The following is a 24,202-nucleotide window of genomic DNA, read 5'->3' on the forward strand; positions in this document are numbered from 1 at the left end:
TTTTTGTGCAGGTAGGATGAAAAAAGTGTTAAAAATTATTATTTTTTGTTTCATATTGCTGTAAAGAAGCAGTTTTATAGCCGATTTTGTTGAAAAAGTCGGTTTGATAAAAGTATTTATTTTTGTTAGAATTTTATTGAAATTAAGAAGATGTGATGAGGCAAAAACTACTCATTTTTATGTATATGTGAAAAAAACGAGCAATATGGGGGTGAAAGTGTGGGATATCGATGTTATAGAATGGTATACCATTTAGAAAATGGAGAAACAATTAAAGATATAAAAGAATTTTGTTACCGAGACCAAGGGAAAGTGCTAGAAAGAGTAGCTCATCGTGTAATGGACAATAGAGAAGTGACAGCGATTGATAAACAGGGAACAATCATTTCAATAGCGTGTGAGGACATTGTAAAGGTAGAACTTGATTACATAACAGAAAGTTAACCTTGAGTCATATCGAATTATTCGATAAAATATACTGTTGAATGGTGAAGAGAGCAGAGAGGAGTTTATCATGGGTAGTACAAGACACTTTTATATGTTTATTTTAGCTTTTGTTCTTGTTGTGGCGTTAACAATTTATTTAATTGTTGATAGTAGCTGGTACAATACAGTTCATCCGGCATTCCTTCTATTTATGTATGTAGGAATTGCGGTTGTTAGTTTCGGAATGAGAGACGAAATGTTAGATCGCTTTGAAAAGTGATACATATACGAAAGACCAACAGGAAAATGTTGGTCTTTTTTTCTTGCCAAAAATAGAATGTTCTGTATATACTGTGTATATAAGGTATATACAGTATATACACATTGGAGGAAAACATGAATATTATTATTTCGAATTCTTCCCAAGACCCTATTTATGTGCAAATAAGGAAACAATTAAGCCAACTTATTTTAAATGGTGGTTTAAAGGGTGGAGACCAATTACCGTCTATTCGTAGCTTAGCGAAGGAATTACAAATTAGCGTAATTACAACGAAGCGTGCGTACGAGGAACTTGAAAAAGAAGGATATATAGAAACTGTTGCGGGTAAGGGGACTTATGTTTCACGTAAAAATAATGAATTATTAAAAGAACAGCGGCTACGTCTATTGGAAAGTAAAGCTGAAGACATTGTGAAAGAAAGTAAAGTGCTGCAGCTTTCACTGGAAGAATTACAGCAGATGATTGCGTGTTTATACGAGGGGGAATAAGAGATGTTAGAGATAAAAAACGTTTGTAAAAGTTACCAAGATTTCTCAGTGAAAAATATAAGTTTTACATTGCCACGTGGATATATTATGGGATTTGTCGGACCGAATGGAGCTGGAAAAAGTACGACGATCAAAATGATTATGAATTTGATTAGAAAAGATAGCGGTGATATAAAAATTTTTGGTAAGGACAATAAGAAAGCTGAAAAGGAAATAAAACAAAATATCGGTTTTGTATATGATGAAAATCATTATTACGAAGATTTAACGTGTGAGCAAATGAAGCGTATTATTGCACCGTTATATAAAAAGTGGGACGAAAATCAGTATCAATCGTATATGCAGAGATTACAAGTTCCAAAGTATAAAAAGATTAAAGAGCTATCTAAAGGGATGAAAATGAAATTTGCGATTGCAATTGCACTTTCACATCACGCGGAGTTTATCATTATGGATGAACCGACAGCAGGATTAGATCCAGTTGTACGGAGTGAATTACTTGATATGTTGCAAGAAATTGTAATGGAAGATGAAGTATCTGTATTATTCTCAACACACATTACAACAGACTTAGAACGTATTGCAGATTATATTACGTTCATCAACGATGGAGAAATTATATTTACTGGTGAAAAAGACGAATTAATGGAGAACTACGTAATCGTAAAGGGAAGTAATGATTTATTAGATCGAGAAGGAAAAGAACTATTTGTTGGCTTACGAAAAAATAAATTTGGTTTCGAAGGTTTAGCAAAGGATAAACAAGCAATTATTGATTGGTTTGGAAATGAGGTTGTAATAGAAAAGCCTACATTAGACGATATCATCGTTTACACAGCGAAAGGGAGAGGTGCCTATGCGTCAGCTCGTATATAAAGATTTGTTCTTTTTTCGAGTGATGTGGTTAGTTTATCTAATTGTGCCACTAATGTTTTCTTTTATAGAGCCAGTTGGCGAAACGGTATTTTCTACAAGTTGCTTACTTATAACAATTTCCACATCAATGATATTGCTAGGGATGGATGAAAAAAATAAAAGTGATGTCATTATGAATAGCTTACCACTAAGTCGAAAGGATATCGTTATCGCTAGATATATTTCCTGTGCAATATTTATCGCTGGAAGTATGTTTGTAACGATGTTCGTTATTTTTCTAATAAGAGGTGTTGTTGTCATTAGTGATATTCGTGCATATCATCCGAATTTATATATTGAAATCCCTTGGTATGCAGTAGTCAGAGGGGCGATATGCTCTTTAGTTTATATAGCAGTACTGTTTCCTAGTTATTACGGAACGCGATCTAAAATGGCACTTGGGCTATTTACAGGTGGAGCGGCTATGGTAGCTGTTTTTGCAGGGATATTTATAGGTGATGGAGAAACGGCGGCACTATCGTTTGTTGAATGGGTTATAACTCCTTCGCATTTTGTGTGGTTTTTAGTTGGAGTAATTATATTAGCTAGTGTATATATCACCTCTATGTTTCTTACAATTAAAATTTATGGAACGCGTGATTTATAGAACAGACTCTTTTCGTACTAGGAGGTGTAATACATGATCAAGCAACTAGTCTTAAAAGATATGATGTTGCAAAGAAAGTTAGGATTTATTAGTTTTATATGTTTGCTTTTCTTTACAATTATTGATTTCGGTAGCGACAATGTTCTTATGACGCTTAGTATAACTATACCTCTCCTTGGAACAATATGGTCGACGAGTTATGAGGCTAGAAATAAGAGTGAAAAGATATTAAATAGTTTACCACTTCAACGTAAGGAAATTGTCATAGCCAAATACATATTTGTAAGTATTTTAGTTGTTTTAGGTGTGGTTTTCTCACTTTTAGTTGGTCTAATTCAATTGCAAAATGAACATATAAATGGATTTATGGTGTGGGGAGCGATTCTTGGCGGAATAACGGGAGGATTGGTTTATAGCATGATCGTACTTCCAATTGAATTTTCGTTAGAATATAGCAGTTCGAAACAGGCCGCTTATTTTATGGGAGCCATAGTTGGTGGACTATGTGGAGTGATTGTAAATAACATATGGTTAGATGTAGAGAATGCTTGGAGCACGAGTTTAGTCGTAAATGTTTGTTTTATAGCTGGGCTGCTTCTTTTATATATTATGTCTATGTTACTCTCAATTAATTTGTATAGTGAGCGTGATTTGTAATAGGGAGGAGAATAGCTTTGAAACAACTAATCTTAAAAGATTGCATCGTTCAATGGAAATTCTTAATGTGGTACATACTCTATCCCATTCTCTTTTATATGGCCTTAAAAGATACAGGAAATGTATTCGTAATTATGTCGGTCATTTTTACAGTTATGGCGACGATAAAAACGTTTGAAGCGGATGGTAAAAATGAGAGTGAAATAATAGTAAATAGTTTACCGATAGTGAAAAAAGAAATTGTATTTGCAAAATATGTCGTATCGATTATTATTCTTTTTATAAGTGTATCAATTGGTTGTTTTACGATGGGGATAAAGAATGGAACTAATATATTTGAATTTATTGAAACAACAGTGTTTACTAGTATTAGCTTTATTTTAGTGTATTTAAGTTTTGTTCTACCGATATCGTTTTGGCTAGGATATAAAAAAACTATTTTTATTACGATAGTCATATTCATGGCACCGATTGTTATTGTAGAAACTTTGTTTCAAATCAACCTAGAACAAATTCAACTATATAACAGCATGTTATTCGTTAGTTCAATATGCATGTTCATAGCATCTATCTTCGTTTCAGTAAAAATATATGAAAAAAGAGAATTTTAAAAGGTGCCTTAAAAAAGGCACCTTCTTCAATAACGACAATACGAGAGCAGTAGTTTATAGAAAGAAACGCTATTCGGTACAACATCTTTCGGAGTATGTAATATAAAGCTGAAAACAATGATGAAAATGAGAAAGAGGAAAAATAAAAATAGGATCTGCTTATGTATAGAATTTTGCATATGATTCACTCCTTTTTTCGGTAGTATGTCCAAAAGAAAGGAGTGTATGAAAAAAAATTGGAGGGGGAACAATGGGGAAACGAAAATTGTTATTTGGAATAGGGGTATTGTTTTTTTCACTGGGTCTTTTGTTATCAAATTTTTATTCAGATATACCATCACCATTTCCTAATTTGCATAAAGGGGTTGGTATAAGTATTGTCATAGTTGGTCTGCTTTGTCTTATCGCATCAAACTTCTACAGAAAATCTGAATGAATATAAAAAAGGACAGTTACTCTTTTTTAGAAGTACTGTCCTTTTTAAATAACTTATTCCATAGCTTGGCGATACTCCATATAATAACGATTGCAATGGAGGCAATAATGGACCAAACGATTGATATAATTTCAAGTGTCATGTTAGGAAGGAATGTGAGAATGGATACTACTTTATGAAACAATGATTCTATTATATGAAAACTTATCTGTAATAGAATGACGATACCAAGTGTAATCCATGCTAACATTTGTTTTCCTTTTTCTTTCCACATGACATTCACCTCAAGTTAGCTTAATAGTTTTAAGCCAACAGCGCCGCATAGAATGCAGCTTAAGAAAGCAAGACGACGCCAATCCGCTGATTCACGGAAAATAAGAATACCTAGAAGTGCACTACCAGCAGTTCCGATTCCAGTCCAAATCGCGTAAGCAGTTCCCATCGGTAATGTGTCCATCGCAAGGGATAAGAAGAAGAAGCTTACGCCGAAGTTAGCGATTAAAATAACTTTTGGTGCCCAGCCTTTCTTTTCAGTGGCTACTTTCATAAAGAGTACACCAATAATTTCACAAATACCAGCTAGAATTAAAAATACCCAAGCCATTTTATGCAGCCTCCTTCGTTTCTTTTTCTTCTGTTACTCGTTTTAAACCAATTACTCCGAAGAAGATTAAACCGATTAATAATACTTTTACAATAGAGAATGGTTCTCCGAAGATGAAAATCTCTGTAAGAACGATTCCGCCTGCACCGATTCCTGTAAAGACTGCGTACACAGTACCGACAGGTAAATCTTTATAAGCTCTAAATAATAAGACGAAACTTACTGTAATTAATAGAGCGACACCTATCCACTCAAGTGGTGTCTCCGCGTGTTTTAGTCCAATTACCCAAAAGATTTCAATAATACCAGCTAAGATTACATAAATCCATGCCATGTGTCATTTCTCCTTCCTACCAGTCGTTAGGTAAAGGGCTTAAAAACGACGCATTGCAAAGGAGCAATCCGTCAGTTTGAAAGTCCGCGCCAAAATACTTTCCAAGAGGCGTCTAAACGTGTCTCAAAACGATTTAAACCTGCGTATAGTAGTTCAACCATAAGACCATCAAGTAAGCATAGAAAAGCTTCTAAGGCATCTTTTACTTCAATGTTATGCAGCTCATCTTGCTCGCTTGCCCTTTTAAATACAGGGAATAAAAGTTTTCCGACGTTTTCAATGTGTACATTCGCTTTATTGATAATTTGTTCGCGAAATGCATCCGGCGGAAAATAAGAAGTTCGTAACCAAAACATTGATTCTTCACTTTCACCAAATCGTTTTGCATAACCTTTTAACAGATTTACTAGTAATTCTTCAGTGGACAATTTTGAAAAATTTTCGATATCGTCTGTGAAGCTCTGCAAATCTTTTTGAAGAGCGGATTCTAAGCATGTGAAATATAACTCTTCTTTTCCTTTAAAGTGTGCGTAAATCGATGGTTTTTTAATCCCAACTTCTTGAGCAATATTTGCTAATGAAGTTCCTTCGTAGCCGTAGCGTGCGAAATGAGAAAGTGCTACAGCTTTAATGCGGTTTGCTGTCATTTTCATCCCCTACCTACCGTTCGTTAGTTTAATTATATGAGATGGAAAATATAAAGTCAATAGGTGAAGAGTTGAAAAAAGAGCGCTATAGTTAACGCTCCTTTTTAGACTGTTTCTCGCTCAATTAAATGGAATGAAAGTTCTTCTGCGTTGCCGATAATTTGTTCACTTTGAATTTGTTTATGGAATAAAGAAAAAGCATGTGAGCCCATTGTGAGACCGGGATGTTCAATAGTTGTAATTTCTAATGCTTTTGAAATTTCATGGTTATCAAATCCGAGGATAGCGAGGTCTTCAGGTATTCGAATGCCATGTTTTCGCGCCTCTGTTAATAAACCAGCTGCAACTTGATCGTTCGCTGTAAAAATAGCGGTTGGACGATTTTTCATGTTTAAAATACGATGAAGTATTTTTGCCCCGTCCTGCATCGTATAACATTGATGGAAAATCCAATCAGGGTGCACTGTTTTTCCTTCGTGACGAAGAGTATCGGCGAAAGCTTTTTTACGCTCGATTGAATTAACACTTGTTTTTCTTGCTAAACAAATGCCGATTTTTTCATGACCTTTACTGAGTAAATAGGAAGTACCAAGGCGGAATCCTTCATAATGATCTACAAAGACAGATGAAATGAGCGGATGTTTCATTTTTTCACATGAAATAATGGGGGCAAATTTTGCGAACGGTTCAATTTGTTCCCATGAACTCGTTCGAGAGCAAATAATCATCCCGTCGAATTGTTTCATTTTCATCATTTCAAGAACGCGAATTTCTTCAATACTATCGTAATTCGTTTGGCATAAATTAATATGATATCCAGCTGCTAATGCTTCGTTTCCGATTCCTTCAATAATGGTACTGAAGTATGGAACATTAATGAAAGGGAGCATAACCCCGATTGTATATGTTTTTCCCTTTATTAAATGAATAGCATTAATATTTTTTGCATAGTTCAATTCTTCAACTGCATCTAGAACACGCTTACGTTTTTCTTCTTTTACGTAAGGGTGATTATTAAGGACGCGGGAAACAGTTGCTATGGATACACCAGCAGTTTTTGCAATCTGTTTTATATTGGCCATATGTATCACCTCTTTACTTAATTATAAGGGGAAAATAATAAGAATGAAAAAATCTTGACCTGAAAAGCTTTTCACAAACTATGTTATAAACATGACTTCTGTTATTCGCGTAACCTTTTTATTTGGGCGTGAGAGTAGCGGGGTCTTTTTTGTATGTTTGCAAAGAGTTTTTGTCAAAATGTGTGAGAATAACGTGGAAAGTTTTCGGAGGAGGCGTTTCATAACGAAGCGAATATGAAGAGAGTATAAACGCTTCGGTCGTTAAGAGAGCGGTATGAAAGGGCGGAAACAAATTGAAAAAAGGAATCGTTTGTTTCGTGTTTTCTAGTGTATTACTTAGCTCGTGTTCATTTCAGCAAACGATGCAAGAAGAAAAAACATTTGTGGGAACAACAGGGGGGGCTAAGGATCGTGTTACTGATCCTATCCCGCTAAAGGAGCTACCGAAATATTTTCCAGCGAAGTTCAAAGTTCCAACATTTTTACCTTATGACATTACGAGTGATGTGATGGGAGAGGTAAGGATGATGGGCAAGAAGAATGTTGTCGTAACGATTAAATATAAGCAACAAGAGAAAGGAAGGCACGACTATATAGAATTAACAGTAGCAAACTTTTCTTACAGTTTTCCATACCTCGTAGAAGAGAATCGATTTCAAGAACAAATGAGGCTGAATAATGGAGCGCCTGCTTATTTTAAAAATAAGGATGATTACGAACGAGGAGATGAATTCGCTACGCTTATATGGAAAGAGCAGGGAATTGAATATCAGCTATTATATCGTAATGTAGACGAGAAAGATGAAGATGTAATCAAGCAAAATTTATTATACATTGCGAACAATATGGAATGAAAAAACTAGCTGAATTACACAGCTAGTTTTTTGTATGTTATTTCTTTTTAATTTTGCCTGTCCAAGATTTAAATCCACCTTGTAATTGGTAGAAATCTTTGTAGCCTTGCTTTTTTAAGTATTGTGCTGCACGACCTGTACGGAATCCGCTTTGGCAGTATAAGTAAACAGGTTGATCTTTACGAAGTTCTTTATGACGAAGGCGAACTTGTGATAACGGAATGTTACGTGCACCTAAAATATGCCCTGCGTTATATTCGTCTGCTTCGCGAATATCGATAAGCTGTGCTTTACGGTAGCCAGCGCGAAATTCTTCTTCTGAAAGTGTTTTAATTAATTTTTTCTGATAGAAATACATCCATACAGTGTAGCCGATGAATGCTGCAATTGCGGCTAGTATAATAATCAAGTTTGTTGACACGATTCTATCGCTCCCTTTTTTCTTATCCTACTTTCAATATTATAATGACCATATGTATTTATGCAACAGATTCATTTGCATATAAGAAGAAATTTCGTATTCTTTCACAAATTTTGTCGAATTTGGTAGACTAGAGAATGTGAAAAATAATTGGTTATATGAGGTGCAGGATGGGAAAAGAAAAATGGTGTTATATTAACTCTGGTCAATGTTCACCGGCATTTAATATGGCGTTAGATGAATGTTTATTAAATTGGCAAAGTGAAAAGAAAATGCCTCCAACAATTCGTTTTTATGAATGGGAAGTACCAACATTAACAGTCGGGTATTTTCAGCGTGTTGAAAAAGATATAAATATGGATGTAGTTAATGAAAAGAAATATGGATTCGTTCGTCGTCAAACAGGCGGCAGGGGTGTACTACATGACAAAGAATTAACGTACAGTGTTATTGTGTCTGAAGATCATCCAAATATGCCAAAAACAGTTACAGAAGCATATCGTGTTATTTCGCAAGGCTTATTAGATGGTTTTAAGGCATTAGGATTAGAAGCATATTATGCAGTTCCGAAAACAGAAGCGGATCGTGAAAATTTGAAAAATCCGCGTTCAGGAGTATGTTTTGATGCACCATCTTGGTATGAAATTGTAGTTGAAGGAAGAAAAATCGCAGGTAGTGCTCAAACACGTCAAAAAGGTGTTATTTTACAGCACGGTTCTATTCCGTTAGAAATAGATTTAGATGAGTTATACGATCTATTTTTATTCCCGAATGAACGTGTAAAAGAGCGTATGAAAAACATGTTTTCTTCTAAAGCGGTAGCGATTAATGAATTAACAGATCGTACATTTACGATTGAACAGTTAATTAAAGCGTTTGAAACTGGATTTGAAAAAGGATTAGATATAGAGCTTGTGCCGTATGAACTAACAGAAGAACAGCTTCATGAAGTTCAAACGTTAGCAAAAGAGAAGTATGAAAGTAATGAATGGAATTATAAAAAATAAGGAGATGGCGACCGCCATCTCCTTATTTTTATAGTAAATTAAGTACTTTTTCTACTTTGATTCCTTTATCTTGTAAAGAACGAAGGCGATTTACAACGTCCATAATTTCTTTGTCGAATGTAACGCTAATACCTTGGCTTTGTAGCTCTTCTTTTAATCCTTCAATAGAATCATCTATGTCGATGCCAAGCTCGTAATCTTGACAAACTTCAATTGTCTTTTTCACAAGTTTAACATAATTTTCTTGTAGTTTTGTATTTGTTTCAGTCAAAGCAGGTTGCTTTGGTTTTGCAGGAGTAACCGGTGCTGTCTCTTGCTTTGTAACTGGAGTAGATACTGTTTTTTTCACAGGTGCTGGAGTAGATAGTTCTACAGCTGCTTCAACACTTACTGGCTTCGGTGTTGGTACCGGAGTAGGTTTAGGTGCCATAGCAGGTGTTTCTACTCGCGTAACAGGTTTTGGAGCAGGTGTAGCTACTTTTGGAGCTTCTACAACTACTTCTTTTTTCGGAGTAGCTTCTGCAACTGTTTCTTCTTGCTCAGCAGCTTCTTTATTTTCTTTGCTCCACATAACGCGTTCAACTTCTAGAGAAACATTATTTTTGTTCATCGCTGTTAATGTAACTTTACCAACTTCAGCGTTCCCAGTGAAATCAACAATTTTATAAATAACACTCTTGTTCCAATCCACGTTTCCGCTCAAAAATAATTCTTCGTTACATTTCGGCGTTAAGCCCTCGATTTTAATTTCTGCGTTTACACCGTTTTCACTATATACCATAATTAGCGAAGCATTTACATCTTCGTCTGCTAACATTAGTTCACGTACCATTTTGCCGGTGCGTACTTGCGTTTTCTTCTTAACTGACATCTAATTTCTCCTCTCAAAAATTCAGTAATAATAAAAAAATCGTATAACGAAAAATAATTGCTCACGAAGATTTATGATACCGATAATAAAAGCATCACGTCAACAATTAACTTTAATTATTTTGCATTTTTCTTATTTTCTTTATGAAATTTTTCAATTTGTAAAATTAGACAGAAGAAAAACAGCCTTTTGAAAGGCTGTTAAAAATTTGATTTTTTGTATAGTAATTTATATAAAATAAAGAATAGGATAGCGATTAAGGCGTTTTGCCAAAATGTTAGATGATAAATGAGATAAGGTTGTTTTTTAAAATAGACATTTAAAAATACAGCTGAACAAAATGGAGTAGCAAACGCGAATCCAAAGAGAACTCTTCTTTTCCAATCCATCTTTTGATCAAAAGAATAGCGTTTTAATAAATATAAAATGAAAAGTATACCTAGTACGATAAGTGAAATAGACAAAGTAGTTCCAGGAATACTAAAAGCTGGGGTGAATTGTTCAGTATTCTTTCCAAAGGTTAAAATGAAAAATGAAACAATTGCATCGATTCCAAACTGTATAGCAAGAAGTAAACTAATAGAAAATCCAATTAAAGAAGTTTTTTCTAGCTTTGTTTGGGTTGGTGAAGCGGATATAAGTTCATCGCAATAAGATTGTAAATCATCTCCAAAGATGTCGTAAGCATTTTTATTTTCAGTTTGTGCTTCGATAAGATGATCTAATATTTCTAGTAAAAGTTCCTCCATTTGTTGCGCGGGTACGTTAGATAATCGAAGATATACTAACATATCACCATAAGCTCCTTCGTTTTCAGGTGTTAAGAGTTCTCGTTTTTTGTTGTTTAATTCAACCATGTCTTTCGCCTTCATCCCTATCACTCCCCTTGTAATAAATTGTTTACCGTCGTTGAAACCATTCCCCAACTTTTTTTAAAGTCTTCAAGCTGTTCTAATCCCTTATCAGTTACGTGATAATATTTTCGCTTCGGTCCAAGAGAGGAAGCCTTTAATGTACCTTCAATAAGTTTCTCTTTTTGCATGCGTAACAATAACGGATATATGCTTCCTTCGCTTACGAATGTAAAGCCATGTTTATTTAATTTTGTACTCAGTTCATATCCGTACACTTCTTCTTGTGAAATGATGTATAGAATACACCCTTCTAGTACACCTTTTAACATTTGGCTGTGCATGATTTCACCACCTTTTATCCAGGTAACTTGCGTTGCAAGGTAGCTGATATCCAAATTATAACATTCAGTAACTTGCAACGCAAGTTACTGAAGTGGAAAACTTTAATCTGTGTTAATTTTACTTTGTTTCCCATACTAACGAGAGGAGGGAAGCATATGAAACCATTTATGCCAAAACTCGTTTACTTTGAACCGAGGGCACTCGAATATCCGCTTGGAAAAGAGCTTTATGAGAAGTTTACGAAGATGGGATTAGAAATTCGTGAAACGACATCACACAATCAAATTAGAAATTTGCCAGGCGAAAATGAATTGCAAAAGTATCGTAATGCAAAAGCGACACTAGTCGTTGGGGTGAGGAAGACATTAAAGTTTGATACATCAAAGCCATCAGCTGAATATGCAATCCCGCTTGCAACAGGGTGTATGGGACATTGTCATTATTGTTATTTGCAGACGACACTTGGTAGTAAACCTTACGTAAGGGTGTATGTGAATCTAGATGAAATATTTGAGCAGGCAAAGCAATATATGGATGAAAGGGCCCCTGAAATAACAAGATTTGAAGCGGCGTGTACATCAGACATCGTCGGAATTGATCATTTAACACATGCATTAAAGCGGGCGATAGAGTTTATCGGAGAAAGTGAGCATGGACGTTTACGTTTCGTTACAAAATATTCGCACGTTGATCATTTATTAGATGCAAAGCATAATGGGAAAACGCGTTTCAGGTTTAGTATTAATTCACGTTATGTGATTAAAAATTTTGAACCAGGGACATCGCCATTTGAAGAACGAATTGAGGCTGCACGTAAAGTAGCGGGGGCTAGTTATCCTCTTGGTTTTATTGTTGCTCCACTTTATATGCATGAAGGGTGGGAAGAAGGGTACCGTGAATTGTTTGAACGATTGTACAATGCGTTAAAAGACATGACGATACCAAATTTAACGTTCGAATTAATTCAACATCGCTTTACGAAACCGGCAAAAAAGGTCATTCAAGAGCGTTATCCAAATACAAAGCTTGAAATGGATGAAGAGAAGCGGAAATATAAATGGGGACGATACGGGATTGGGAAATATGTATATCAAAAGGATGATGCAGAAGTGCTGGAGGCAACAATAAGAAGTTATATACATGAGTATTTTCCTGATGCAGAAATTCAATATTTTACATAAGGGGAATCTGTATGCGAATATGGATTCTTTTTTGTTTTATATATTTAGGCTCGTTTCCACCTTGTCACGTTATTCTTTCTGGTGTATCATTTTATTGATTGCTTCGTACGGAATAAGCAAAATGAAATTGGATGGAGGAAACCGATGCCTACCCCTAGTATGGAAGATTATATTGAACAAATTTATTTGTTGATTGATGAAAAGGGTTATGCCCGTGTATCTGATATTGCTGAAGCGCTTAGTGTACATCCATCCTCTGTAACAAAAATGGTACAAAAATTAGACAAAGACGAATATCTAATTTATGAAAAATATAGAGGGCTTGTATTAACATCAAAAGGTAAAAAAATTGGGGAACGTCTCGTATATCGTCATGAATTGTTAGAACAGTTTATGCGCATTATCGGTGTGGATGAAAGTAAAATTTATAATGATGTAGAAGGAATTGAACATCATTTAAGTTGGGAATCAATTGACCGTATCGGTGATTTAGTACAATACTTTGAACAAGATGAAGTTCGAGTAGAAACACTTCGTGGTGTTCAAAAAGCAAATGAAGAGAAAAGTAATTAAGGGGAACGTGTCGCGTTTCCTTTTTTATTTCAATTGAAAAGGACGGGAGAATAATGAAAGCAATTATTTTTGATTTTGATGGATTAATTGTGGACACAGAAACAATATGGTTTCACTCTTTCAGAGATGCTGTTCGTGAATACGGCGGCGAGTTACCTTTAGAGGAATTTGCAAAATGTATTGGAACGACAGATGAAGTGCTTTATGCATATTTAAAAGAGCAATTAAAAGAAAAGTTTAATGAGCATACATTAAAGGAAAAAGTAACAACTTTACATAAAGAAAAAATGAAAATACCGAAAGCACGTGACGGTGTAAAAGAATATTTAGAAGAAGCGAAAGAAGTTGGATTAAAAATCGCATTAGCCTCTAGCTCATCTAGAGAGTGGGTCGTTCGTTTTTTAGAAGAGCTACAGATTAGAGAGTATTTTGAAGTGATTAAAACGAGAGAAGATGTCGAGAAGGTAAAACCAGATCCCGCTCTTTATAAAGTTGCGATAGACGAATTAGGAGTTGAACCATCGGAAGCTGTTGTATTTGAAGATTCATTAAATGGATTGAAAGCAGCAATTGCAGCAGGATTAAAATGTGTCGTCGTACCTAATGATGTGACAAGAAATTTACAATTTGAAAACCATCACCTTCGTATCGAAAGTATGAAAGAAAAAAGTTTGAAAGAAGTACTTCAATATATAAAGTGAAACTTTAATCAATGGGGGCTTTTCTCATCCCCACTGATTATTTGCCCATACTAATTGAGATAAAAAAAGACCGTATTTCCTAAAAGGAAGCACGGTCTTTTTTTTGTTTTTTTTACCTTCAATGACAGTTAAATGAGATTGTTTTCTTTTTCTTTTCAACGATGGAGAATTACCCTTTTTCCCCTTGTCATCAGAAGCATTTCGTTTCAAGAAAGAATTACTTAGGGGTGCTACATTTTGTTTCCCGTGTTTGCGGTTCGATTGTTTCGCTGCACGCTTATATGAGCTTTGCGAATTTGCAGAACCACTAGAGTTTGTAAACATTTTGTAGAGTAAGTAAAAGATACCGACGACAGCTAACATGATACCAATGTTTTTCAATACTCCCATTGGATCTGTAATAACAGATGAAACAAGGCCGAATATTGCTAATCCGATAATAAGCACAAATATAGCGAATGTAAACGAACGACCGTTCATAAGGGACACCTCCTAAAAACATATATTAAAATTAGTATATTAACGATGAGGAAAGGAGTTGAACACCATTTTTAAATAATTATTGTTTGTTTTCTAAACGTAATAATTCTTCAAACGATGCGATTGCAACTTCCGCTTGATCATCTGTTGGTTCTTTCGTTGTTAATAGTTGCAGCCATAATCCTGGATATCCAAGTACTCGCAAAACAGGGACATCTCGTAATCGATTGGTAAATTGTAATACTTCAAAAGAAATGCCGAGAACAACTGGAATTAATAAAATTCGGTTTACTACCCTTGCCCAAAGTGGATCTGTAGGAACTAGGAAATAAACAAACATTCCAATAATAACTGTAAATATTATAAAGCTACTGCCACAGCGATAATGGAGGCGAGTTTGCTTTTGAACATTGTCTACAGTTAGTGGAAGATTATTCTCATAAGCATTAATTACTTTATGCTCTGCACCGTGGTACTGAAAAACCCTCTTAATAAGTGGGGTTAAAGAAATAAAGTATATATAGCTCAATAATAACATGAGCTTAATGACACTTTCGACAATGATTTGCCCTGTATGAGATGGGAAAATCGGTCTCGTTAGTTCAGCTAATAGTGCAGGAACTGCTGTGAAAATTACTTTACCGAATATGAACGATAAAACGCCAACTGCTGCAACTCCTAATATCATCGTTAATTTTGATTGTTCTTCTTTTTTATTTGCAATTTGTTCATCTTCTTCTGGGTGGACATCAAATCGTTCTGAAGCAAAGTTTAAATGCTTCGCTCCATTCGCACTTGCGTCCACGATAGCGGCAATACCTCGTATAAATGGAATCTTCTTTAGGATAGATAATGCTTTATTACGAACGCGTGGTAATCGATAAAATTCAATCGATTTATCTTTACGACGAACCGCTGTAACAGTATATTCTCTACCGCCAAACATAACTCCTTCTATGACTGCTTGCCCGCCATATATTTGTTTTGACTCTTCTGCCATGTTAACACCAACCTGTATTTGTTTCTCTCTTATGTAGAAAAAGAGGTAATTGTCATACTTGGTCCTGCCATTTTGAAATGAGACAATCACCGAGTTTCCTTTATTTTATCGACAAATACAAGCAGATGACAAGGGGAAATGTTACGAGAGTAGGACATTTCTTATTCTTTTTATAGACAAATTTCGCAGAATTTAAACATGCTTCAAAATAGTTTCGGGCATACTATTGAGCGGAGGTGTCAATGTGAATCAAGAACAATCAACGATAAGGAACTTTGTACAAATTGGTTTATTTGGAGGCTTGTTTTGGGGAAGTATATGGTATTTCCTTCATATATTCTCGTTTACAGAAGCTGGACCTAATTATTTCCTTTTACCGTTTGCGTTTGGAGATTGGAAAGAAGGGGTTTGGGGAAATATGCTAGGCATCGTTTGTATGGGACTTCTTTCAATTTTAGTGGCCTTGCTCTATAAAGCTCTTTTTAAAAAGTTTGAAGGCGTATTACCTGGTATACTATACGGTTTATTTTGGTGGGCATTATTATTTTTGGGAATGGGGATAATGGCACCAGTTATAAAAAGTGCACTTCATTTACCGAAAGGAACAATTGTAACAACAGCATGTATCTTTATATTATATGGTGTCTTTATTTCATACTCTGTTGCATTCGAAGCGAACAATACAAATAGAGGAGAAGGGCTCGAGAAGACAAACTATTCAAATAAGTGATTCGTATGTTAAAATGTCGTATAGACATTCTTTAATATTAAGGAGTTTTAAGAAAATGAAAAAGTTACTCCTCGTAAATGGTCCTAACCTAAATCGCCTTGGTGTCAGAGAGGTAAATGTATATGGAGAAGGAACGTTAGCGACGCTTGAAACAGATATGAAACAAGAAGCAGAGAAAATGGGAGTGGAGTTAGAATGTTTTCAATCGAATCATGAAGGAGCTATTATTGATATTATTCATGAGGCTGATGACATATATGAAGGAATCATTCTAAATCCAGGTGCATTTACGCATTATAGCTATGCGATTCGGGATGCTATCGCAAGTGTTTCGATTCCGGTTATTGAAGTACATATTTCTAACATTCACCAGCGTGAATCGTTCCGTCACGAATCTGTGACGGCGGCTGTTTGTGCAGGACAAATTGTTGGATTTGGTTTTTATGGCTATAAGCTAGCGTTATTTGCATTAATGGAGAAATTGAGGGAGGCATAAAGTAATGGGAAAGATCGAGAGATTAAGAAGTGCTTTTGATGAGGCTGGTATTGACGGTATCGTATTAACGAATGAACATAGCCGTAGATATATGGCGAATTTCACAGGAACAGCTGGTGTTGTACTAATTTCAAAAGAACGTGCTCTATTTATTACAGATTTCCGTTATGTAGAGCAAGCTAGTAAGCAAGCGGTTGGATATGAAATTGTACAGCATGCAGGATTAATTCTTGATGAAGTTGCGAAACAAGTTAAAGAACTAGGAATTCAAAAACTAGGATTTGAACAAGATACTCTTACATATAGCTCTTACGTAACGCATAATGAAGCGATCGAAGCTGAATTTATCCCAACTTCTGGGCTTGTAGAAAAGTTACGCTTGATAAAGACTGATTCAGAGATTAAGATATTAAAGGAAGCTGCACAGATTGCAGATGCTGCCTTTGAGCATATTCTATCATTCATTCGCCCGGGAGTATCTGAAATTGAAGTGTCAAATGAACTTGAATTTTTCATGAGAAAACAAGGAGCGACATCTTCTTCGTTTGATATTATCGTTGCTTCAGGTCTTCGTTCGGCATTACCGCACGGCGTGGCATCTGAAAAAGTGATAGAAAAAGGAGATTTCGTTACATTAGACTTCGGCGCTTATTACAAAGGATATTGCTCTGATATTACTCGTACGATTGCAGTCGGTGAACCGTCTGATAAATTAAAAGAAATTTATAATATCGTTTTAGAAGCACAACTACGTGGTGTGAACGGTATTAAAGCTGGTTTAACGGGCCGTGAAGCTGATGCATTAACGCGTGATTACATAACGGAAAAAGGATATGGTGAATACTTCGGACACTCTACTGGTCATGGAATCGGTCTTGAAATCCATGAAGCACCAGGTTTAGCGTTCCGTTCTGATACAGTACTTGAACCAGGTATGGCTGTAACAGTAGAACCAGGTATTTATATTCCAGGTGTTGGCGGGGTACGTATTGAAGATGATATCATTGTAACAAGTGAAGGTAATGAAGTAATAACGAAATCACCAAAAGAACTTATTATTTTGTAATACACAGGAGGATTTTTTTACATGATTTCAGTAAACGATTTTCGTACAGGTTTAACAATCTCAGTGGACAATGCCCTTTGGCAAGTAATGGATTTCCAACATGTAAAGCCAGGTAAAGGTGCTGCATTCGTTCGCTCTAAACTACGTAACCTTCGCACAGGATCTGTTCAAGAGAAAACATTCCGTGCAGGTGAAAAAGTAGAAAAAGCACACATCGAAAACCGTCGTATGCAATACTTATACGCGAGTGGTGAGTCTCACGTATTTATGGATAACGGAACTTATGAGCAAATCGAACTTGGTGAAAACCAAATTGAGCGCGAATTAAAATTCCTAAAAGAAAACATGGAAGTATCTATTATGACATACCAAGATGAAGTACTTGGTGTTGAACTTCCGAATACTGTTGAATTAAAAGTGTCAGAGACAGAACCTGGTATTAAAGGTGACACAGCTTCTAACGTAACAAAACCAGCTACATTAGAAACTGGTCTTGTTGTACAAGTACCAATCTTCATTAACGAAGGCGAAATGCTTATCATCAACACTGGTGAAGGTAAATACGTTTCTCGTGCATAGTAGAAAAGCACTCGTGATTATCACGAGTGCTTTTTTTATAGAAAGTAGGGTAGATAGTAAATGGCAGTTATAACAAAACTAACTAAGACAAGTGAAAGAGTACCCGTGATATATGGAGTGAAAACGATTTGGAATGGTTTTATTTCACCAGTTTCAACACCAGTTAATGTCTTACTTACTGCGTGATCTGTAATGTTATTTCTATGGTTACTCATAATAATTAACCACGTAATTGCAAATATTGCTAAGCTGCCAAGGAAAAAACTCTCCATAAATGACCAAGAGACCATCTTTGAAAAAAGATAAATAATAGCTAATTCTACTACAATTGTTAAACTAATTTTCAATACCTTCATATTTTCCCCCCTCATTTTGTACGTCCAGCCAATTTAAAAAATTCTTGCGTGATACGACATGTAGTGAGCAAGGTGACTTTACTTCTTTCTCAAGTGCAGCGTGTTCGCCGGGAAACTTGTTTTCCACATGCAATGAAATATAAGGTAGTTTCTCTTGCGCCTTTAAAGAGCGAATGTTAGTCGTTTTAGCACCAGCGAATACGTATGTGAGTTGTAAGTCTAGGAAAGCGACTTTAAAGATTTCTTTTTTAGCGGCCTCATTATAGCTTTTTCCCCAGTATGGATAGCCAATCCAACTACCAATATGAGATTGCTTCTTCTCATAATTAATATGTTTAAGTGTGGTGAGGCCAATTATTTCATTTTTTTCATTTACAATCATTCTGGATAAAGACTTCTTTTGGCGTTCTTCTTCTATTGCGAAAAGAAGAAACGCCTTCGTGTCTTCAATTTTTTCTACCTGTATCCCTAATGCATTTTTTACATGTGGATTGCTTGATAGCTCGAAAATCACATTTGCATAGCGAAAATCGAGTGGTAATAAAGTAACGTGCTGCATCGTCCATACTCCTTTCTATTAAATATATCATAAAAAATAAGAATATTCAGATTCTATTAAGGTCGGAATAGGAAAATTATGTTTTTACTTCTGAAATAGACAACCTCTGCATATGGTTGTACAAATATATTCTTTTTTAGAATAAGGAACTAGTAACCGTTATGGGAGAAGGTGAGAGAATGAAACAGTGGCTAGCGGCAATGGAAACATCCGTGCTTGTGATGGGATTACTTCGGTTGTTTTCAGGTAGCGCGGAAATATTCGCCGCTTTGCTTATGCTTTATGTGAATGATGCGAAGAAAGCATTGTTTATAAATGGTATGTTGGCGTTTGTTGGACCGACCGTATTAATTTTAACAATGACAATTGGCATAGCGAGTGTAGCAAGTGAAATTTCTTTCCTGAAACTCTTTTTTCTAGCGCTTGGAATTGGCTGCATTTTTATCGCGTTGTTGAAATAGTAAGTCGAGTATAGTGGGGAGAAGCTTATGAAAGAAGTATTAGAGGTATTACCGAAAACGATGAAACAGTTAGTTGAAGGTTGTAAGCAATACGATGCTCTAGAAGAAATTCGCGTTCGAATTGGAAGGCCGCTAGAGTGTATCGCGCATGGAGAAGTGTTTTTTTATGACTATATCGCTACAGCGGAAGATGCACTCTACTTATTGAATAAATTAAGTCAATTTTCGATTTATACGATGGAAGAGGAATTGAAACGTGGATATGTGACACTACGAGGAGGACATAGAATTGGCCTAGCCGGAAAAGTCATTACAGAAAAAAGTGCGGTGAAAATGATTCGGGATGTCTCTTCTTTTAATATTCGTATTGCCCGTCAAAAAATAGGGATTGCTGAGCCGCTTCTACCATATCTTTATGAATCACGATGGTTAAACACGATGGTAATTGGCCCACCGCAAACGGGGAAAACAACACTTTTAAGAGATGTAGCACGCTGTATGAGTCAAGGTGTGAGTGCTTCGAAAATTCCTTCATGTAAAGTGGGAATTGTGGATGAACGATCAGAAATTGCGGGCTGTGTGAAAGGGGTCCCGCAATATGACTTTGGCACGCGAGTAGATGTATTAGATGCTTGTCCAAAAGCTGAAGGAATGATGATGATGATTCGTTCTATGAGTCCAGACATATTAATCGTAGATGAAATTGGACGTAAAGAAGATAGTGAAGCGATTATGGAGGCGGTGCATGCTGGCGTTCAGCTTTTTATAAGTGCACACGGATTTTCTTATGATGATGTTGTGAAACGTCCATCGTTACAGGCGGTGCTGGAACTCGGTGTATTTGATAGGTTTGTGGAATTGTCAAAAGCGAGAGGACCAGGAACGGTTATGCAAGTGAAAGACAGAGATGGAAAACCAGTATTACCTCATAGAAAGGCTCAAGGCGTATGGTGAAAATATTTGGTGCGGTATTAATAGTTGCTGTTAGCACTTTTTTCGGATTTTCATACGCTAAGCGGTATAGTGAGAGACCGCGGCAGCTTAGGTTATTGAAGGCGGCATTACAATCATTAGAAGCTGAAATTATGTATGGGCACACACCTTTATCTGAAGCTGCAGAGCGATTAGTTAAGCAAATGCCCAAGCCATTAAATTGGATATTTCAAAGCTTTTCGAGACGTCTAGAAAGCGGGGAACAAACAGTTAGAGAAGCTTGGATTGATAGCTTGAAGGAGAACTGGTCATTAACGGCGTTTAAACAAACTGAGTATGAGATTTTGCAACAATTTGGTGAAACACTCGGACAACATGATCGTGAATCACAACAAAAACATATTCGCTTATGTATTACGCATTTGGAAAGAGAAGAAGGCGAAGCAAAAGCTTTACAACTACAATACGAAAAAATGATAAAGAGTTTAGGGGTACTAGCAGGGCTACTTATCGTAATTTTACTGCTATAGGGGGGAGAAAGGCGATGTCCATTGACGTTGGATTAATATTTCAAATCGCCGGAATCGGCATTGTTTTAGCTTTCATTCATACCGTACTAAAAGAATTAAAGCGTGAGGATATTGCAAATTGGGTTATCCTTGTCGGTTTCGTTGTTATTTTATTTCATGTTGCATTTTTAATTAATACTCTGTTCGACAAGATTAAAAGTGTCTTTCTCTTCCAATAAAGGAGGCGGTTCGAATCGAAATTATACAAATTGTCGGATTAGGCCTCGTTGCTACATTTTTAGCTGCTGTTTTGAACCAGCATAAATCTAGTATTACATCGTTATTTATTGTGTTCATTGGTAGCGTGATGTTTCTTCTGTTAATTGATCAAATCCACGCTATTTTACAAATGATTGAGAGAGTGGCGAGTGAAGCGAAAGTTAGTAACGTATATGTAGAAACGTTATTGAAAATTATTGGGATTGCTTATATCGCTGAGTTTGGAGCGCAAATAACAAAAGATGCTGGTCAAAGCGCGATTGCTTCGAAAATTGAATTAGCTGGAAAAATCTTAATTCTCGTCATGGCGATTCCTATTTTGACGGTTGTAATTGAAACTATTCTCGGATTTTTGCCTACGGGATAAGGGGGAGTGAATGTTGAGGAAGTTCGGAGCTAAGCTGCTATTTGCTTGCTTCCTTTTCTTTTCTTTACCGATTGTTGTACAAGCTTCTCCTATAGAAACAAACGTCATGGATCAACAATTGGATAAGCTCGGAATTGAAGATGTGAAGCAATTTTGGGACGGGCTTGTTACAAAATATGGAGGTTATTTACCAGAGAGTCAAAAAGGAAGCTTTATGGAGTTTGTAAAGGGAGAGAAAGAATTCTCCATAAAAGAGTGGATGCTAGGGTTATTAAAATATTTATTTCACGAGCTCGTTGCAAATGGAAAATTACTTGGAACGCTCATTATGCTCACAATTTTTAGTGCATTACTACAATCACTGCAATCTGCTTTTTCAAAGAGTAGCGTAAGTAAAATTGCTGATGCAGTCGTATACATGGTACTTATTATTTTCGCTTTAAATAGTTTTTATGTTGTTATGACATATGCAAGAGAGACGATACAAACAATGGTAGATTTCATACTAGCATTATTACCAATTTTACTTGCACTCATTGCAACCGGTGGCGGTGTCGTGTCTGTAGCGTTTTTTCATCCAATCATCATTTTCTTAATGAACACGAGTGGGCTTCTTATGAATTATATTGTTCTACCACTTTTATTACTTGCAACTATATTAAGTATTGTAAGTACGATGAGTGATCAATATAAAGTTACGAAATTGTCCAAGCTTTTGCAAAACGTTAGTGTTGGGATTATGGGTATCTTTTTGACGGTTTTTTTAGGGGTATTATCTGTACAAGGAACCGCTTCAGCCGTTGCTGATGGCATAGCTGTGAAAACTGCTAAATTTGTAACAGGAAACTTCATTCCTGTAGTAGGAAGGATGTTTACTGAGGCAGCGGATACCGTTATTAGTGCATCTGGATTATTAAAAAACACAGTCGGGATTATCGGGCTCGTCATTCTGTGCCTAATTGTCGCTTTTCCAGCGATTCAAATATTTTGTATCGCATTTATTTATAAATTCGCAGCGGCAGTATTGCAACCAGTTGGCGGAGGCGCAATTATTCAATGTTTAGATATTATCGGACGAAGTATCATTTACGTATTTGCTTGTTTAGCTATCGTGTCGTTTATGTTCTTTTTAAGTATCACGATTATTATTGCTGCGGGGAACATTACGCTCATGATGCGATAGGAGGTGAAGAGTATGCAATTTGTTACAGAGTGGATTAGAAATATTATCGTTTTTTTACTCTTAGCGACAATGCTTCATCTTATTCTTCCGAATTCAAATTTACAAAAGTACGTTAAATTCGTTGTAAGTCTATTGTTAGTTGTATTAATTTTAACGCCTCTATTTAAGTTGTTACAAACAGATGTAAATGAAGTTATCGCAAATTTCAATGAAGAAAAGTCCGTAGCAGATGGATCAGTAAAAAATTCGATAGATTCGAAGAAAAAAGAAATACAAGCTCTAACACGTGCATATAGTTTAGAAGAGATGGCTACCAAAATGAAAAAAGACGTAGGAAAAGAGTTTGAGAAAAAGTATGGTATGACAGTCTCTGAAATACAAATAGTCGCAGTGAAACATGCAGAAGAAGTAAAGTCAGCGAAAGATATTCAATCTGTTGTTGTGACATTGAAAGAAAAAGAGCGTAGTAAAAATGATGCAATCGAAACAGTAAAGTCAATTGAAATTAATACGAAAGAACCACCAAAAAAATTAAAAGAAACGAATGTAGAAATGGAAAATTTCTTTTCAAGCAGGTGGCAACTAGAGGATAAACAAATCCAAGTTCAGATGGAAGGGAGGACAGGTAGCGTAAATGGACAATAAAGATAAAAATTCGAGGTTCTCATTTTTTCGAAACTTATTGAATGGGGATGAAAAAGAAAGTAATGAGAAGGGGAAAAAAGTAACACCTAAGTTTTTGCTTGTCCTACTCATACTTGGGATTGTGCTTATGTTTTCTAGTAATTTCTTTGCACCTAAAAAAGAAGAAGTGCCTGTGTTTAAAGAAAAGACAAGTCAAAACCAAGATAAAGATGTACCAACTTTCGGACAAAAAAACAATGATAATATGTCAAATGTAGAAAAATATGAAAAAGCGTATGAACAAGAATTGAAAGCTTCTTTAGAAGAGATAGCTGGAGTAAAAGACGTAACTATTAAAGTGAACTTAGATTCATCTGAAGAAAAAATACTCGAAAAAAATACAGTGAAACGCTCGCAAACAACAGGTGAAACTGATAAAGCAGGCGGTAAAAGGGAAGTAGAGGACGAGTCTCTTGATGAAAAGACCGTCATTATACGTGAAGGTGATAAAGAAACTCCAATTGTTTTGCGAACAGAGAAACCGAAAGTACGAGGTGTTCTTGTCGTAGCAAAGGGAGTGGATAATATACAAATAAAAGCAATGGTAAAAGAAGCTGTGACGCGATTGTTAGATGTACCATCTCATCGCGTTTCAGTATCACCGAAAAATTGATAGGGAGGAAATA

General features: G+C 35.8%; 38 protein-coding genes. 25 read left to right on the forward strand and 13 right to left on the reverse strand.

The genetic code is table 11. The features are described from left to right. The first annotated feature begins 240 nt into the window (after positions 1 to 240). The 8 genes from CDB3_RS02900 (at position 241) to CDB3_RS02935 (ending at position 4,423) form a co-directional block, all read left to right on the forward strand. Positions 241 to 444 carry a DUF3929 family protein gene (locus CDB3_RS02900; RefSeq protein WP_000262494.1) on the forward strand — a complete coding sequence of 68 codons (204 nt, stop codon included), beginning with the start codon at positions 241 to 243 and terminating at the stop codon, positions 442 to 444. A 70-nt stretch (positions 445 to 514) separates the two neighbouring features. Then, positions 515 to 706: a hypothetical protein gene (locus tag CDB3_RS02905; protein WP_000535934.1), complete on the forward strand. Its 192-nt coding sequence runs from the start codon at positions 515 to 517 to the stop codon at positions 704 to 706. A 116-nt stretch (positions 707 to 822) separates the two neighbouring features. After that, the gene (locus CDB3_RS02910) at positions 823 to 1,197 is read left to right on the forward strand and encodes a GntR family transcriptional regulator (RefSeq protein WP_128853414.1); all 375 of its coding nucleotides are present in this window, start codon (positions 823 to 825) and stop codon (positions 1,195 to 1,197) included. A gap of 3 nt (positions 1,198 to 1,200) precedes the next feature. Continuing rightward, the gene (locus CDB3_RS02915) at positions 1,201 to 2,073 is read left to right on the forward strand and encodes an ABC transporter ATP-binding protein (protein WP_128853415.1); all 873 of its coding nucleotides are present in this window, start codon (positions 1,201 to 1,203) and stop codon (positions 2,071 to 2,073) included. Next, the gene (locus CDB3_RS02920; RefSeq protein ID WP_128853416.1) at positions 2,054 to 2,719 is read left to right on the forward strand and encodes an ABC-2 transporter permease; all 666 of its coding nucleotides are present in this window, start codon (positions 2,054 to 2,056) and stop codon (positions 2,717 to 2,719) included. Before CDB3_RS02915 ends, CDB3_RS02920 begins: the two co-directional genes overlap by 20 nt. A gap of 33 nt (positions 2,720 to 2,752) precedes the next feature. Further along, positions 2,753 to 3,376, forward strand: a complete 624-nt coding sequence (locus CDB3_RS02925) for an ABC-2 transporter permease (protein WP_128853417.1) — start codon at positions 2,753 to 2,755, stop codon at positions 3,374 to 3,376. Between the two features lie 17 nt (positions 3,377 to 3,393). Then, the gene (locus tag CDB3_RS02930) at positions 3,394 to 3,987 is read left to right on the forward strand and encodes an ABC-2 transporter permease (protein ID WP_098629387.1); all 594 of its coding nucleotides are present in this window, start codon (positions 3,394 to 3,396) and stop codon (positions 3,985 to 3,987) included. 250 nt (positions 3,988 to 4,237) lie between these two features. After that, positions 4,238 to 4,423, forward strand: coding sequence for a hypothetical protein (locus CDB3_RS02935; RefSeq protein WP_071747105.1), 186 nt, complete (start codon positions 4,238 to 4,240; stop codon positions 4,421 to 4,423). A gap of 16 nt (positions 4,424 to 4,439) precedes the next feature. On the opposite strand, the gene CDB3_RS02940 is transcribed toward CDB3_RS02935, so the two are convergent. The 5 genes from CDB3_RS02940 to CDB3_RS02960 form a co-directional block, all read right to left on the reverse strand. Further along, positions 4,440 to 4,697 (reverse strand): DUF3975 family protein, encoded by a 258-nt coding sequence (locus tag CDB3_RS02940; protein WP_128853418.1) that lies wholly within the window; start codon positions 4,695 to 4,697, stop codon positions 4,440 to 4,442. A 15-nt stretch (positions 4,698 to 4,712) separates the two neighbouring features. Then, a complete protein-coding gene (locus CDB3_RS02945) occupies positions 4,713 to 5,027 on the reverse strand; it encodes a DMT family transporter (protein WP_000312621.1) in 315 nt (104 codons plus the stop codon). A gap of 1 nt (position 5,028) precedes the next feature. Continuing rightward, positions 5,029 to 5,361, reverse strand: a complete 333-nt coding sequence (locus CDB3_RS02950) for a DMT family transporter (RefSeq protein WP_002145771.1) — start codon at positions 5,359 to 5,361, stop codon at positions 5,029 to 5,031. 71 nt (positions 5,362 to 5,432) lie between these two features. Then, positions 5,433 to 6,014, reverse strand: a complete 582-nt coding sequence (locus CDB3_RS02955) for a TetR/AcrR family transcriptional regulator (protein WP_128853419.1) — start codon at positions 6,012 to 6,014, stop codon at positions 5,433 to 5,435. A gap of 98 nt (positions 6,015 to 6,112) precedes the next feature. Then, a complete protein-coding gene (locus CDB3_RS02960; protein WP_097830712.1) occupies positions 6,113 to 7,090 on the reverse strand; it encodes a LacI family DNA-binding transcriptional regulator in 978 nt (325 codons plus the stop codon). Between the two features lie 317 nt (positions 7,091 to 7,407). Here CDB3_RS02960 and CDB3_RS02965 point away from each other — a divergent pair, with 317 nt between their 5' ends. Beyond that, positions 7,408 to 7,944 carry a DNA polymerase III subunit delta gene (locus tag CDB3_RS02965; protein WP_128853469.1) on the forward strand — a complete coding sequence of 179 codons (537 nt, stop codon included), beginning with the start codon at positions 7,408 to 7,410 and terminating at the stop codon, positions 7,942 to 7,944. Between the two features lie 37 nt (positions 7,945 to 7,981). On the opposite strand, the gene CDB3_RS02970 is transcribed toward CDB3_RS02965, so the two are convergent. Continuing rightward, on the reverse strand, positions 7,982 to 8,365 hold the full coding sequence (locus CDB3_RS02970; RefSeq protein ID WP_128853420.1) for a rhodanese-like domain-containing protein: 384 nt from the start codon (positions 8,363 to 8,365) through the stop codon (positions 7,982 to 7,984). A 170-nt stretch (positions 8,366 to 8,535) separates the two neighbouring features. Here CDB3_RS02970 and CDB3_RS02975 point away from each other — a divergent pair, with 170 nt between their 5' ends. After that, positions 8,536 to 9,372, forward strand: coding sequence for a lipoate--protein ligase family protein (locus CDB3_RS02975; RefSeq protein ID WP_002122474.1), 837 nt, complete (start codon positions 8,536 to 8,538; stop codon positions 9,370 to 9,372). 28 nt (positions 9,373 to 9,400) lie between these two features. On the opposite strand, the gene CDB3_RS02980 is transcribed toward CDB3_RS02975, so the two are convergent. The 3 genes from CDB3_RS02980 to CDB3_RS02990 form a co-directional block, all read right to left on the reverse strand. After that, positions 9,401 to 10,243 carry a hypothetical protein gene (locus CDB3_RS02980; RefSeq protein ID WP_128853421.1) on the reverse strand — a complete coding sequence of 281 codons (843 nt, stop codon included), beginning with the start codon at positions 10,241 to 10,243 and terminating at the stop codon, positions 9,401 to 9,403. A gap of 200 nt (positions 10,244 to 10,443) precedes the next feature. Next, the gene (locus CDB3_RS02985; RefSeq protein WP_128853422.1) at positions 10,444 to 11,115 is read right to left on the reverse strand and encodes a DUF1129 family protein; all 672 of its coding nucleotides are present in this window, start codon (positions 11,113 to 11,115) and stop codon (positions 10,444 to 10,446) included. A 5-nt stretch (positions 11,116 to 11,120) separates the two neighbouring features. Next, complete coding sequence (locus tag CDB3_RS02990; RefSeq protein ID WP_128853423.1) at positions 11,121 to 11,438, reverse strand: PadR family transcriptional regulator; 318 nt, start codon at positions 11,436 to 11,438, stop codon at positions 11,121 to 11,123. Between the two features lie 156 nt (positions 11,439 to 11,594). Here CDB3_RS02990 and splB point away from each other — a divergent pair, with 156 nt between their 5' ends. The 3 genes from splB to CDB3_RS03005 all read left to right on the forward strand — a co-directional run bounded on the left by splB (position 11,595) and on the right by CDB3_RS03005 (position 13,894). Beyond that, positions 11,595 to 12,620 (forward strand): spore photoproduct lyase, encoded by a 1,026-nt coding sequence (gene splB, locus CDB3_RS02995; RefSeq protein WP_128853424.1) that lies wholly within the window; start codon positions 11,595 to 11,597, stop codon positions 12,618 to 12,620. Between the two features lie 144 nt (positions 12,621 to 12,764). Next, complete coding sequence (mntR, locus tag CDB3_RS03000) at positions 12,765 to 13,193, forward strand: transcriptional regulator MntR (protein WP_001143080.1); 429 nt, start codon at positions 12,765 to 12,767, stop codon at positions 13,191 to 13,193. A gap of 53 nt (positions 13,194 to 13,246) precedes the next feature. Then, positions 13,247 to 13,894, forward strand: a complete 648-nt coding sequence (locus CDB3_RS03005) for an HAD family hydrolase (protein WP_128853425.1) — start codon at positions 13,247 to 13,249, stop codon at positions 13,892 to 13,894. Positions 13,895 to 13,918: 24 nt separating this feature from the next. Here CDB3_RS03005 and CDB3_RS03010 read toward each other — a convergent pair whose 3' ends face one another. Together CDB3_RS03010 and CDB3_RS03015 are read right to left on the reverse strand one after the other, a co-directional pair. Next, positions 13,919 to 14,374, reverse strand: coding sequence for an SA1362 family protein (locus CDB3_RS03010; protein WP_128853426.1), 456 nt, complete (start codon positions 14,372 to 14,374; stop codon positions 13,919 to 13,921). Between the two features lie 79 nt (positions 14,375 to 14,453). Beyond that, entirely contained in the window at positions 14,454 to 15,374 is a 921-nt protein-coding gene (locus CDB3_RS03015) for a DUF1385 domain-containing protein (protein ID WP_097830723.1), read from the reverse strand. A gap of 244 nt (positions 15,375 to 15,618) precedes the next feature. Between CDB3_RS03015 and CDB3_RS03020 the strand changes: the two genes are divergently transcribed. Genes CDB3_RS03020 through efp form a run of 4 tightly spaced genes read left to right on the forward strand, consistent with a single transcriptional unit; the run spans position 15,619 to position 18,245 of the window. After that, positions 15,619 to 16,104, forward strand: a complete 486-nt coding sequence (locus tag CDB3_RS03020) for a YqhR family membrane protein (RefSeq protein ID WP_128853427.1) — start codon at positions 15,619 to 15,621, stop codon at positions 16,102 to 16,104. Positions 16,105 to 16,159: 55 nt separating this feature from the next. Next, on the forward strand, positions 16,160 to 16,600 hold the full coding sequence (aroQ, locus tag CDB3_RS03025; protein ID WP_000735138.1) for a type II 3-dehydroquinate dehydratase: 441 nt from the start codon (positions 16,160 to 16,162) through the stop codon (positions 16,598 to 16,600). 4 nt (positions 16,601 to 16,604) lie between these two features. Next, complete coding sequence (gene pepQ / locus CDB3_RS03030) at positions 16,605 to 17,666, forward strand: Xaa-Pro dipeptidase (protein WP_098498679.1); 1,062 nt, start codon at positions 16,605 to 16,607, stop codon at positions 17,664 to 17,666. 21 nt (positions 17,667 to 17,687) lie between these two features. Next, a complete protein-coding gene (gene efp / locus CDB3_RS03035; RefSeq protein WP_000626521.1) occupies positions 17,688 to 18,245 on the forward strand; it encodes an elongation factor P in 558 nt (185 codons plus the stop codon). A gap of 35 nt (positions 18,246 to 18,280) precedes the next feature. Here the strand turns inward: efp and CDB3_RS03040 are convergent, their stop codons facing one another. Continuing rightward, on the reverse strand, positions 18,281 to 18,601 hold the full coding sequence (locus tag CDB3_RS03040) for a hypothetical protein (RefSeq protein WP_128853428.1): 321 nt from the start codon (positions 18,599 to 18,601) through the stop codon (positions 18,281 to 18,283). Then, positions 18,582 to 19,160, reverse strand: a complete 579-nt coding sequence (locus CDB3_RS03045) for a GNAT family N-acetyltransferase (protein WP_128853429.1) — start codon at positions 19,158 to 19,160, stop codon at positions 18,582 to 18,584. The genes CDB3_RS03040 and CDB3_RS03045 overlap by 20 nt, the downstream gene beginning before the upstream one ends. Positions 19,161 to 19,339: 179 nt before the next feature. On the opposite strand from CDB3_RS03045, the gene CDB3_RS03050 reads away from it, so the two are divergent. The 8 genes from CDB3_RS03050 to spoIIIAG are packed head-to-tail and all read left to right on the forward strand — an operon-like array spanning position 19,340 to position 24,189. Further along, positions 19,340 to 19,621, forward strand: a complete 282-nt coding sequence (locus tag CDB3_RS03050; protein WP_000816054.1) for a YqhV family protein — start codon at positions 19,340 to 19,342, stop codon at positions 19,619 to 19,621. A gap of 27 nt (positions 19,622 to 19,648) precedes the next feature. Beyond that, positions 19,649 to 20,575: a stage III sporulation protein AA gene (gene spoIIIAA, locus CDB3_RS03055; RefSeq protein WP_128853430.1), complete on the forward strand. Its 927-nt coding sequence runs from the start codon at positions 19,649 to 19,651 to the stop codon at positions 20,573 to 20,575. Next, positions 20,569 to 21,084 (forward strand): stage III sporulation protein SpoIIIAB, encoded by a 516-nt coding sequence (gene spoIIIAB / locus CDB3_RS03060; RefSeq protein WP_000238700.1) that lies wholly within the window; start codon positions 20,569 to 20,571, stop codon positions 21,082 to 21,084. The genes spoIIIAA and spoIIIAB overlap by 7 nt, the downstream gene beginning before the upstream one ends. Positions 21,085 to 21,098: 14 nt before the next feature. Then, positions 21,099 to 21,302, forward strand: coding sequence for a stage III sporulation protein AC (spoIIIAC, locus tag CDB3_RS03065; RefSeq protein ID WP_000020914.1), 204 nt, complete (start codon positions 21,099 to 21,101; stop codon positions 21,300 to 21,302). Positions 21,303 to 21,325: 23 nt separating this feature from the next. Then, entirely contained in the window at positions 21,326 to 21,709 is a 384-nt protein-coding gene (gene spoIIIAD / locus CDB3_RS03070) for a stage III sporulation protein AD (RefSeq protein WP_128853431.1), read from the forward strand. A gap of 10 nt (positions 21,710 to 21,719) precedes the next feature. Further along, complete coding sequence (gene spoIIIAE / locus CDB3_RS03075) at positions 21,720 to 22,892, forward strand: stage III sporulation protein AE (RefSeq protein WP_000944631.1); 1,173 nt, start codon at positions 21,720 to 21,722, stop codon at positions 22,890 to 22,892. Between the two features lie 12 nt (positions 22,893 to 22,904). Continuing rightward, positions 22,905 to 23,537 (forward strand): stage III sporulation protein AF, encoded by a 633-nt coding sequence (gene spoIIIAF / locus CDB3_RS03080; RefSeq protein WP_128853432.1) that lies wholly within the window; start codon positions 22,905 to 22,907, stop codon positions 23,535 to 23,537. Continuing rightward, positions 23,527 to 24,189, forward strand: a complete 663-nt coding sequence (gene spoIIIAG, locus CDB3_RS03085) for a stage III sporulation protein AG (RefSeq protein WP_071747083.1) — start codon at positions 23,527 to 23,529, stop codon at positions 24,187 to 24,189. The genes spoIIIAF and spoIIIAG overlap by 11 nt, the downstream gene beginning before the upstream one ends. The last annotated feature ends 13 nt before the right edge of the window (positions 24,190 to 24,202 follow it).

This window comes from Bacillus sp. CDB3 (genome assembly GCF_002081505.1).
Classification (GTDB): domain Bacteria; phylum Bacillota; class Bacilli; order Bacillales; family Bacillaceae_G; genus Bacillus_A; species Bacillus_A cereus_AT.